This is a genomic window from Burkholderia sp. GbtcB21, from assembly GCF_019091065.1.
Lineage (GTDB): Bacteria > Pseudomonadota > Gammaproteobacteria > Burkholderiales > Burkholderiaceae > Burkholderia > Burkholderia pyrrocinia_C.
In genome coordinates, this window is the sequence record NZ_JAGXKA010000114.1 from 1 (window position 1) to 441 (window position 441).

General features: G+C 70.7%; 1 pseudogene. It reads right to left on the reverse strand.

The features are described from left to right. Positions 1-441 (reverse strand): annotated as a pseudogene (locus KVT39_RS36565) (RHS repeat protein); the annotation flags it as partial.

A 441-nucleotide genomic window follows, 5' to 3' on the forward strand; every position in this document is an offset into this window, starting at 1 on the left:
CCCCCCGCCGAGGCTGTAGCTCGTGATCTCGCGCAGGCCCGCCGTATCGTAGTGTCCGACCAGCCGCCCGCGCAGGTTCGCGCGGCGGGCCGTCTCGGCATCGATCCCGGCGTCGTCGCCGTAGCGCAACCGCTCGGTGCAGCGTTCGGCGCCACTCATCTTGCTCGCGAGCCAGACCGCGCTCAGTCGGTGCAGCACATCGTATTCCCGGCGCCATTGATGATCGCGGGCCGTATAGCTGCGCCACAAGGCGCCGCCGGCGTCCAGCAGGTCGACCTGCCACCCGGCGTCGCGGCTTTCGCGCGTCACGGGATGGCCCGACAGCACATAGCGGTGGCGCTCGTTGCCGGCGAGTGTCGTCTCACCGGCCTGCTGCCGACCGAAGAAGCGCGGATCGCTGCTCGATACCAGCCGCCCGGCGGCGTCATACACGTGGCGGGT